This window comes from Adlercreutzia muris, from assembly GCF_041223505.1.
GTDB lineage: Bacteria > Actinomycetota > Coriobacteriia > Coriobacteriales > Eggerthellaceae > Adlercreutzia > Adlercreutzia muris.
The window spans coordinates 87,901-97,926 of record NZ_JBCLQK010000010.1 but is presented as its reverse complement, the minus strand read 5'-3'; the positions used below and the strand labels follow the sequence as shown (position 1 = coordinate 97,926).

The 10,026-nt window shown below is 68.4% G+C and carries 7 protein-coding genes and 1 pseudogene; all 8 read right to left on the bottom strand.

Translation table 11 applies throughout. The annotated features are described in order from the left end of the window. Positions 1 to 1,834: pseudogene (locus AAK988_RS09715) on the bottom strand (hypothetical protein); the annotation flags it as partial. A 220-nt stretch (positions 1,835 to 2,054) separates the two neighbouring features. After that, complete coding sequence (locus tag AAK988_RS09710) at positions 2,055 to 4,280, bottom strand: polyribonucleotide nucleotidyltransferase (protein WP_369880667.1); 2,226 nt, start codon at positions 4,278 to 4,280, stop codon at positions 2,055 to 2,057. A 161-nt stretch (positions 4,281 to 4,441) separates the two neighbouring features. Then, positions 4,442 to 4,729: a 30S ribosomal protein S15 gene (rpsO, locus tag AAK988_RS09705; RefSeq protein WP_035021466.1), complete on the bottom strand. Its 288-nt coding sequence runs from the start codon at positions 4,727 to 4,729 to the stop codon at positions 4,442 to 4,444. Positions 4,730 to 5,015: 286 nt separating this feature from the next. Next, the gene (recO, locus tag AAK988_RS09700) at positions 5,016 to 5,783 is read right to left on the bottom strand and encodes a DNA repair protein RecO (protein ID WP_369880666.1); all 768 of its coding nucleotides are present in this window, start codon (positions 5,781 to 5,783) and stop codon (positions 5,016 to 5,018) included. A gap of 13 nt (positions 5,784 to 5,796) precedes the next feature. Continuing rightward, the gene (locus AAK988_RS09695) at positions 5,797 to 7,971 is read right to left on the bottom strand and encodes a PASTA domain-containing protein (RefSeq protein WP_369880665.1); all 2,175 of its coding nucleotides are present in this window, start codon (positions 7,969 to 7,971) and stop codon (positions 5,797 to 5,799) included. A gap of 54 nt (positions 7,972 to 8,025) precedes the next feature. Further along, positions 8,026 to 8,946, bottom strand: a complete 921-nt coding sequence (gene era, locus AAK988_RS09690; protein ID WP_135970580.1) for a GTPase Era — start codon at positions 8,944 to 8,946, stop codon at positions 8,026 to 8,028. A 100-nt stretch (positions 8,947 to 9,046) separates the two neighbouring features. Further along, complete coding sequence (locus AAK988_RS09685; RefSeq protein ID WP_369880664.1) at positions 9,047 to 9,529, bottom strand: diacylglycerol kinase family protein; 483 nt, start codon at positions 9,527 to 9,529, stop codon at positions 9,047 to 9,049. 7 nt (positions 9,530 to 9,536) lie between these two features. Then, entirely contained in the window at positions 9,537 to 10,025 is a 489-nt protein-coding gene (gene ybeY / locus AAK988_RS09680; protein WP_369880663.1) for an rRNA maturation RNase YbeY, read from the bottom strand. Position 10,026 lies beyond the last annotated feature (1 nt).

Genomic DNA, 10,026 nt, shown 5'->3' with positions numbered 1-10,026 from the left:
CGGCATCGGTGGCGCCCTTGTCGAACTCGCTCGACAGGTCGATGGTGAGCATCTGCACCTTGTCGGTGTCGGGCAGGCCGTCAACGCCGTTGTCGGCCTTGTACTGCTCCACGTCGTCCCACGTGGCGATGCCCGGCGTGTTGTAGGCCGTGTCGCCGATGCCCTGGAAGGCCGGTTTCTTGGTGGCGACGTTGGTCTCGAGCTGAATGGAGCCGCCGGTAACGATGGTATAGCCGAAGGCGGCGCCGAGGGAGGCCACCGGAGGACGGGCGCCGCCCGGAGTGAAGGAGCCGGGAGCACCGCCCTGAACCTTGGTGAGTACCGTGCCGCCCGTGACGCGGATCACGTGATTGCGATTGGACGACGGGCCATGGGAGCAGCTCTGGCCCATGGCGTTGCCGTGAACGCCGCTCGTCGCCTTGATGAATCCGCCATTGATCGTGATATCGCCGGCCACGGTGAAGTAGTTGTCGTCCTTTGCCGAGTTCAGATAGTGAACAGGGCAAGCCGCATGGGCGGTACGGCAGCAGAACCACAGAACGTCTTGCGGCTTGGCAATGAAGCTGTAACCACCCGAGGTGGCCTCGCCGGAGAGAATGTTGATGGCATCGCCCTTCGGCGTACCACCGATATGGTCTGACGTGTAATAGCCGAGCCCCGAGCCGATACCGGTGCCGCACGATCCACCATAGGCGTCGATGTTTCCCCCGTTGAATGTCATCACGGTGCCAGAGCCGCCCGACCCCCCGCCGATGCCGGCACCGTTCGCTATGCCGTAGTTCGTGGTGAAGGGCAGGCAACGAGCCGTGATGTTTCCGCCGTTGAAGATGAGCGTGCCCGCATTCTCGTTGGGACCGGAGCCGATACCCGCCGAGTGACCGCCGCCCGTAACCTCCAGAACGCAATTCTCGACATCCATCACCGTCGGCGAATCGCCGGCCTTCACCGTGGTGGTGCCATCGTAGAGAGTGGCATTCTCGGGAATCGCGCCGCCCTCCGGCGTGATGATGTCGTCCAGATTGAACTTGGAGCCGCCAGCGCGCACATTTGTGAGGGCATCGTCGATTACGAGAACGGAGCCCCAGCCGCAGCGAATGCCGGGAGAACCGGTGATAGTAGCATTGCTGCAGACCAACGTGTTGGTCTTGCCCTCCGCCAGCGTCAGATAGAGCATGGTCTTGTTCGTGATCTGGTTGGCGTTGGTGACCTTCTTGCCGTCCTTGTCCTCATCGGAGTTGGTGACAAGATTGATGGGGGCCAGAGGCGAGTTGATGTTCACGCCGGCCAGGGTGAGGTCGGCCTTCACACCGGCATTGATCTCGATATTGTGGCCCGTGGCAGCCGCCGTGCTCACGGTGAGCGGCGTGGATGTGAGGATATGCAGCGTGGTGCCCTCGAAGAAGTAGTCGCCGTCGCCGGCCGTCTGGCTCGTGGCGGCCTTGCCGCCCACGACGGTGAAGTCGCCCGCAGTCTGCCCTTCCCGAGCCTCGGGGGCCTCGGAGGCAAGCGCGCGGGGCACCAGATTGCCGAGGGCGGAGGCCACGGAGGTCGCAGCGGCGCCCTTCTCGCCCGCGGCCTCGGCGGCAGTCGGGTCGGCGGCTGCGGCGCCCTCGCCGCCCGTCTCGGAGGCCGTGGCCCCGGGCGCGGAGGCGCCCGCATCGACGAGGGGGCCGTCGAATGCCCCCTCGCCGGAGCTGCTTTCAGAACTTAGGGGGGGGGTAGCGGTATCTTCCCCGTCGGCGTAGGCGGCGCCGGCCGGGACCATCAGGCCCCAGGCGAGCACAGCGGCCAATGCGCTGCGGAGGAACCGATGCTGCTGCTTCATGGCGGTCATCTCCTGGCTCTCTATCGGCGAAAGCGCCGAACATGCCGTAGCCGTGTTGTCGCGCTCCCGTTACCAAGCTGTAGGTAAATTTGGATTATATACCCAAGCCAAGTCTGGGAAAAGCATGAGTTCCCCGATCGTAAAAAGAAGAGCCGCACAAGGCGGCTCTTCGAGATGGGCGGTGCTTGCCGGAGCGCTTTCGGTGCTTTCTCCGGTTCTGCGCGAGGCGCTAGTTGCCCTCGTGGCGACGGCGCGGGGTGCGGCCGGCGCGACCGGGACGGTTGTCCTCCCGGCGCTCGCGACGCTCGCCATGGCCGTGTCCGCGCTCGCCGCGGTCCTCGCGACGGGCCGGGGCGCTTCCCTCGGGGGCGTCCGGCTTGTCCAGACGATCGAGGGAGATCTTGCCGGTCTTCGGATCCACTTCCAGCACCACGACCTTGATGACATCGCCCAGGTTCAGCACGTCCTCCACCTTCCCCACGCGGCCGTTGGCCACGCGCGAGATGTGCAGCAGGCCGTCCTTGCCGGGGGTCAGCTTCACGAAGGCGCCGAAGTCCTTGATGCCGACGACCTCGCCCTCGAACTCCTCGCCCACCTCGGGCTCCTTCACGATGCCCAAGATCATGGCCTTGGCGGCCTCCATGGCGGTGCCGGATACGGCGCCCACGTGGATGGTGCCGTCCTCCTGGATGTCGATGGAGGCGCCGGTCTCCTCCTGGATGCCGCGGACGACCTTGCCGCCAGACCCGATGACATCGCGGATCTTGTCCACGGGGATCTTGATGGTCTCGATGCGCGGCGCGGTCTCCTTCATCTCGGCGCGGGGGCCGTCGATGGTGGCGAGCATGGCCTTAAGGATGTGGGCGCGGCCCTCGTGGGCCTGCTTCAGGGCACGGGCGAGAATCTCCACGGACAGGCCGCGGGCCTTGTTGTCCATCTGAAGCGCGGTGATGCCGTTGGGCGTTCCGCACACCTTGAAGTCCATGTCGCCGAGGAAGTCCTCGATGCCCTGGATGTCGGAGAGCACGACCACATCGTCGCCTTCCTTGATAAGGCCCATGGCCACGCCGGACACAGGGGCCGAGATCGGCACGCCAGCGTCCATGAGGGCCAAACAGGAGCCGCAGGTGGAGGCCATGGACGACGAGCCGTTGGACTCCAGCACCTCGCTCACCACGCGGATGGCGTAGGGGAAGGCGTCGGTGTCGGGCAGCACCGGCAGGATGGCGCGCTCGGCGAGAGCGCCATGGCCCACCTCGCGGCGCTTCGGGGCGCCCATGCGGCCGGTCTCGCCGGTGCAGTAGGGCGGGAAGTTGTACTGGTGCATGTAGCGCTTGCCCTCTTCGGGCCAGATGGTGTCGAGGCGCTGCCACTCGTTGAGCATGCCGAGGGTGCACACGGACATGACCTGGGTCTGGCCGCGCTGGAACAGGCCGCTTCCGTGAACGCGGGGCAGGTAGCCCGGCACGATGTAGAGCGGGCGGATCTCGTCGGCGCTGCGGCCGTCGACGCGCTCGCCGGTCTCGATGATCATGGCGCGCATGGCCCGCTTCTCCAGGGACTTCAGCGCGGCCTTGATGTCGCTGCCCCAGGCAGTGCGCTCCTCCTCGGTGAAGTCGTTCTCGGTGATGGCGGCCTTGAGCTGTTCCACCTTGCCCATGCGGGCGGCCTTGTCGGCGTCCTTCAGGGCCGCGGACATCTCGGCCAGGTGCGCGTCCACGCGCTCGGCCACCGACGGGTCGGCAGCGTGGATCTTGTACTCCATGGGGGTGGGGTTCACGCGGGCGAGGAAGGCGGCCTGCTTCTCGCAGAAGGCGGCGATGGCCTCCTGGCCGAAGGTCATGGCGGCCAGCATGTCCTCCTCGGAGATCTCGTCGGCGCCGGCCTCAACCATGGAGATGTAGTCGGCGGTGCCGGCGATGGTCAGCTCCAGGTCGGAGGTCTCCATTTCGGTGTTGGTGGGGTTCACGATGAACTCGCCGGTCTCGGCATTGCGGCCGATGCGCACCGCGGCGGCCGGCCCATCAAAGGGGGCGCCGCCCACAAGCAGGGCCGCCGAAGCGCCGGCCACGCAGATGGTGTCGGGCAGGTGCTCCTCGTCGATCACAAGCGGGGTGGCAACGATGTGCACCTCGTTCTTGTAGCCGTCGGGGAAACCGGGGCGGATGGGACGGTCCACCATGCGGGCCACGAGCGTACCGTGGTCGGACGGCTTCGCCTCGCGCTTCAGGTAGCCGCCGGGGATACGGCCCACGGCGTACATCTTCTCGATGTAGTCGACGGTCAGGGGGAAGAAGTCGTAGTCGCGCTCCTGGCTGGAGACGACGGCGGTCACGAGCACGCTCGTCTCGCCGCAGGTGACGAGCACAGCTCCCGTGGCCTGCTTGGCCAGTTCGCCCGTCTCCAGACGGTACTGCTTGCCGTACAACTCGAATTCTTCGACAATCTTGGTCATGTCTTCTTTTCTTTCTCTTCTCCTCCGCGCCTCATTGCGCGGAAGCTCCTTCGGGTTCGGGCTACTTATATTCCCCCGCCCCCGCGACCGCGGCACACCCTTGCGCCTACGACCGCTCTATACAGCAAACGGGGCCCCTCGGGGCCCCGTACCTGCTCGAACTAGATGTTGTCGCGGATGCCGAGCTTCTTGATGAGCTCGCGGTACTCGTCGATGTTGCGGTTCTTGATGTACTTCAGCATACCGCGGCGCTTACCGATGAGCATCATGAGGCCGCGACGGGTGTGGTTGTCCTTCTTGTGCACCTTCAGGTGCTCGGTGAGGTTGCGGATGCGCTCGGAGAGGATCGCCACCTGCACCTCGGCGGAACCGGAGTCCTGCTCGTTCTTGCCGAACTCGCGCATGAGCTCGGCGGTGCGCTCCTTGGAGATGCTGTCCTTGTTGGCCATGATTGCCACCTTTCTTCTGCGGGAATGCCCCGCATTCCTTCGCCGCTTCCTGCGGCTTTTTCTTGTCGTCGGCTCCGAGCGGGAAAGCGGGTGGCGCATTCGAGCTAGGGGCCGATGGGCTGTTTGCACAGCTTGCCTAGTATAGGCGAGCACTCCCCCATCCACAAGGCCCCATTCCGCCAGCGTCACCGTATCTGCACAGGGAGCGGCGGCTCGACGGCGTTTCGCGGGCCATGGTCGGGCGGCGAGGTCCCGGAAGCGCAAGGGCCGCGCCCTTGCCGCCGCATCAGAACAGGCCGCTCGTGAAGAGGAACTCCAGGGACTTCAGGGGGCTGCCCACGTGGGCCCGCACGAGGGCCTGAACGAGGTGCAGCACGGCAAAGGAGGCCGAGGGGTCGGCCGGCCCAGTGGCCAGGGCGTCGAAGGGGCTGCCGAGGAAGTACTGGGCCCAGCACAGGGTGGCCGCCTCTACGGGAACCGTCTCCAGGTGCGGGCGGCAGGCGGGGCAGACCGCACCTCCCTCGATGGCCGAGAAGGGCACGCGAGCCCCCTCTTCCAAAGCGATGGGGGCGCCGCAGCCCACGCAGGCCTCGAGGCTTGGCCGCAGCCCCGAGAAGGCGAGCAGCTTCACGAGCGCGGCGGCGGCCAGAGCCAGGCGGTGGTTGTCGTCGGCGGTATCCATGACGTCGAGGACCCGGGTGATGGATTGGAACAGCCGCGGATTCTCCAGGCCGTCCTGGGCCACGCGACCGGCTAGCTCCAGCAGGGGCAGGGCCGCGGCCGAGGCCTCGATGCCGCGGCGCAGCGGGTCGTGGGCGCCGGCGAGCCGCGCCTCTTTCACAATGTCGAGGCTGCGGCCGCGGGCGCACAGAAGGTCGACGACGCAGAGGGGCTCGGTGCGGGCGGCGAAGGAGCTGGTGGGCTTGCGGGCCCCCTTGGCCACGGCCCGGGCCAGGCTGCCGTCGGCGGCGAGCAGGGTGAGGATGAGGTCGCTCTCCCCCAGCTTCGTGCGGCGCAGCACCAGGGCGCGCAGGGGATAGGTGGGCTGGGACACCGCTCGCGCCGCCCTAGGGCAGGGTGATCTCGGGATTGGCGTAGGAGATCTTGTCGTTGTCGTTCCAGACCAGGCCGCCCTCGAGGGTCACGGGGTTCTTGTCGTCGTAGTAGGTCTTCTCGCCGAGGCCGAAGGGGAACTTCACCACCTCGGACTTCACCGCTACCACGGTGTAGCTCACCTCGCCATCGCCCTTGTAGGAGGTGCTCTTCACTTCCTTCACCAGGTAGGTGCCCTCCTCGGTGGTCAGCGTGGCCCCGGGCAGCACGCCGGTGGTGAGCTCGCGCAGCTCGGCGGCGCGGGACTTGGCGATGTAGAGCGTGACGGTGCTGCCCGAGTTAAGCTCGGTGCCAGCCTCCGGGTCGGTGGAGACGGCGGTGCCCTCCTCCGCATCCTCGGTGTAGTAGCGCTGGACATCCGCCTCGTAGCCCTCGGCCTCCAGGGCCGCCACGGCATCGTCGCGGGAGGAGCCCGCCACATCCGGCACGGTGAAGGGCACGGCCACGGTGAGGGTAACGGTGTCGGTGGACAAGAGAGCGGTGCCGACCTCGGGGGTCACGGCGAGCACGGTGCCAGCGGCCTCGTTGGACTTCTCCTCGGTCACCTCCACGCTGGAAAGACCCTCGGCGGCGAGCAGGTCGACGGCCTCCTGCTGGGTGAGCCCCGCCACGGCGGGCACCGTGCGGGCCACGGCCACGGTGAGCTCCACGGTGCTCCCCTCCTCGGCTCGGCCCCCGTCGGGGGCGGCGGCCAGCACGGTGCCCGGGGCCTCGTCGGACTTCTCCTCGGTCACGGCGGCGGCGAACCCCTTATCGGCCAAGGCGGCCTCGGCCTCGGCCTGGGGAAGCCCCACGACGGAGGGAACGGTCTTGCCGCCCCACATCTCGGCCATGTAGGTGCCCGCCGCGGCGACACCGCCGGCCACGATGAGGGCGATGAGGGCGCCGATGATGAAGGGGGCCTTGGAGCGCGGCGGCCGGGCCTGGGCGGCCGACGGCGCGGCGGCCTTCTCGGTTGCGGGGGCCTTCTTGTCCGAGGGGCCCTTTGCCGGCGCGGCGACGGTCTTCGGGCTCTTCGCGGTATCGGTCCGGGTCGCGTCCCCCGGCTCGGCACCGCGGGCCTCGGCCCTGGCTGCGGCCGCCTTGGCGCGCGGGTTCCCCGTGGCGGAAGCGCTTCGGGGGGCCATCGCCGCCGTCTCGGCCCCGGCCGGGGCCGCCGGGGTCGATGGGGCACCGGCGGCCTCCAAAGGACCGGCGCCGGTAGCCGGCGCAAGGGCGCCCGCGGGCTCGTCTTCCGTGGCGGCCTCGGCCTCGGCGGTGGATGCGATGGCGCGCTCCCCCACCGGCACGATGCCCGTCTCGGCCGCGGGCAGCTCCAGGGTGCCGGGCTTCAGAGCCGCCGTGGCGTCCGGGGCTGCGGGTGCCGGCTCGGCCCCATCGGCCTGCTCGCTGGCGGCGGCCATCTCAGCCGCGGCGGCCTCCGTTGCGGCCAGCATGGCGCCGGCGGCCAGGGCCTCGTCCGCCTCAGGGGCGTGCGCGACCTCGGCGGCCTTGCGCTCTTCCCGGGCGGCCGCAGCCGCGGCCAGCCGTTCCTCGCGGGCGGCAGCCGCAGCCGCCTTGCGCTCCTCGCGGGCGACCTCGGCGGCGGCGCGGGCCTCTTCCCGGATGCGGCGCGCCTCCTCCTTCTGCTGGGCCTTGGCGAACTGGCGCTCGAGCTTGCGCTGCTCGCGGTCGCGCTTCTTCTGTTCCCGCGGGGACAGGCCCAGGGTGTAGTTGCGGGCCCGAGGCACGTACTCGTCGCGGACGACGGGGATCTCGGCGGTGTCGCCGGCGCTGCTCGCGGGCGCAGGGGGCACATAGCTTGAGTCCACGAGGCGCTCGAAGCCGGAGAAGTCAGGCTCCCGCGGGGGCTCGGGCAGGGGATCGACCAGATCGGCCACGGAAGTGCGCGGCGCGGCGGGCACCACTTCGGGCACCGTGGGGCGCGCGGCCGGCTTGGCCTCGGGCACGGCGATGTCGGGCACCTTCACCACCGGCGGCACGGCCCCGAGCGCCTCATCGCGGCGGCGCTCCGCCTCGGCCGGATCGGGCACGGCGGGAATGCGGTCGCTCGAGAGGAACACGTGGCCGCACTCCTGGCAGAAGGGGGCGTCGTCGGCGTTATGGAACGAGCAGCGGGGGCACTTCATCTACAGCTCTCCTCAAAGGTATGGTTGGGGAGAATTGTAGCGCAGATATACCGCCTACGCACCTTCTCCGTAACCGAATCGGCGAATTTGATTCGCGTCGCGCCGCCAGTTCTTCCGCACCTTCACCGACAGGTCCAAAAACACCTTGGATCCCAGGAGAAGCTCCAGGTCGCGGCGGGCCTCGGTGCCGATGCGCTTGATGGCCGCGCCGCGCTTGCCGATGATGATGCCCTTCTGGCTGTCGCGCTCCACGTAGATGACCGCGTAGATGCGGTAGAGGTTCGGCTTCTCGAACTCCATCTCCTCCACCCCGACTCCGATGGCATGGGGCACCTCGTCGAAGAAGTTGCGAAGCACCTTCTCGCGGATGAACTCGGCCACCATCACTTCCAGGGGCTGATCGGTCTCCATGTCGGCGGGGAACCACGCCGGGCCCTCGGGTAAGAGGAACTGCACCTCTTCCACGAAGGCGTCCACGTTGCGGCCCGTGGTGGACGAGAGCCCTACCATGGCGTCCCAGTCGCACAGTGCCTCGGCCGCCTCGCGCTGGGCGCTGATCTGGGCATCACTGGCCATATCGGTCTTGGAGAGCACGCAGATCTTCGCCGAGCCCTTCGCGGCTCGCACCTGTTCGGCCACCCACTCGTCCCCTCGGCCGATGGGCTGGGAGGCGTCGATGAGCATGGCCACCACGTCCACGTCCTCCAGGGCCTTGATGGCCGAGGTGTTCAGCTCCTCGCCGAGGGCGTCCTTGGGTTTGTGCAAACCCGGCGTGTCCACGATGATCATCTGCATCTCGTCGGTGGTGTACACAGCGCGGAAGCGGTGGCGCGTGGTCTGGGCCGTGTTGGAGGTGATGGCGATCTTCTTCCCCATGATGGCGTTCAAAAGTGTGGATTTGCCCGCGTTGGGACGTCCCACCAGGGTGACAAATCCGCTCTTGAAGTCGGGGTTGGTGGGGAACGAGCCCCCCATGGGGTTTTCAGCGAAGTAGGCGTCGAGGTCCACGGGTGTCCTTTCGGGTTGCCGCCCGCGAGGCGGACGGGAGCGTGCGGGGGTCGGAGCGGTCAGAGGGTCAGGGAAGAAGGGCCAGCAGGTGCGGGGCGAACACGATGAGCCCCACCGCCACCGAGCCCGCGGAGGCCAGAAGCACGGCCCCGGCCCCGGCGTCCTTGGCGGCCCGGGCCAAGGGGTGCCAGTCGGGGCTGGCCAGGTCGGTCACCGATTCCACGGCGGTGTTCACCACCTCGGACACGGCCACCACCATGATGGCCAGCACGACGGCGAGCCATTCGGTCCGCGAGATGCCCAGAGCGAAGCCGGCAATCACGGCGAGCAGGCCCACGGCGAGCTGGATCTTCAGGTTGCGCTGGGAGGTGAAGGCGTAGGCGATGCCGCGGCCGGCGCAGCGGAAGGCGCACAGCAGGGGGAACCGGCCCGCGCCGTCGGCCCGGCTGTCGGCAGCGGTGCGCACGAGGCGCCCGTCGCAGCCGCAGCCGCCCTCGGCGGGCGGGACGGGCTGGGGGGCCGGGGCCGAAGTGGGGCGATCGTCGGGCACGGGGCGCCTAGCGGCTCTCGTCGGTGGCCGGCAGGTCGCGCTCGGACCAGGCCGTGAGGAGCTCCTTCTCCCGGGCCTCCATCACCTCGGCCTCCTCGTCGACGATGTGGTCGTAGCCGCACAGGTGCAGAAGGCCGTGGACGAGCAGCAGGCTGATCTCCTGCTCGAAGGAGTTGCCGTACTCCTCCGCCTGGGTGGCGGCCACGTCTGGGGCGATGATGATGTCGCCGAGCTCGTAGACCGGGCAGCCCTCCCCGTCGGCGGCGGTCATGTCGTCGGCGATGTTGTCGCACTCGAAGGACAGCACGTCGGTAGGCCCCTCGATGCCGCGGAAGCGCTCGTTCAGCTCGGCGATGGTGGCATTGTCCACGAAGCTGATGGACACCTCCGAGTTGGCGGGCTTCCCCTCGTCCTTCAGGACGAACTGCGCCAGCGATGCCAGGGGAAGCTCGGCGAGGCGGTCTTCGCCGTGGTTGAAAGTGATCAGGATGTCCATG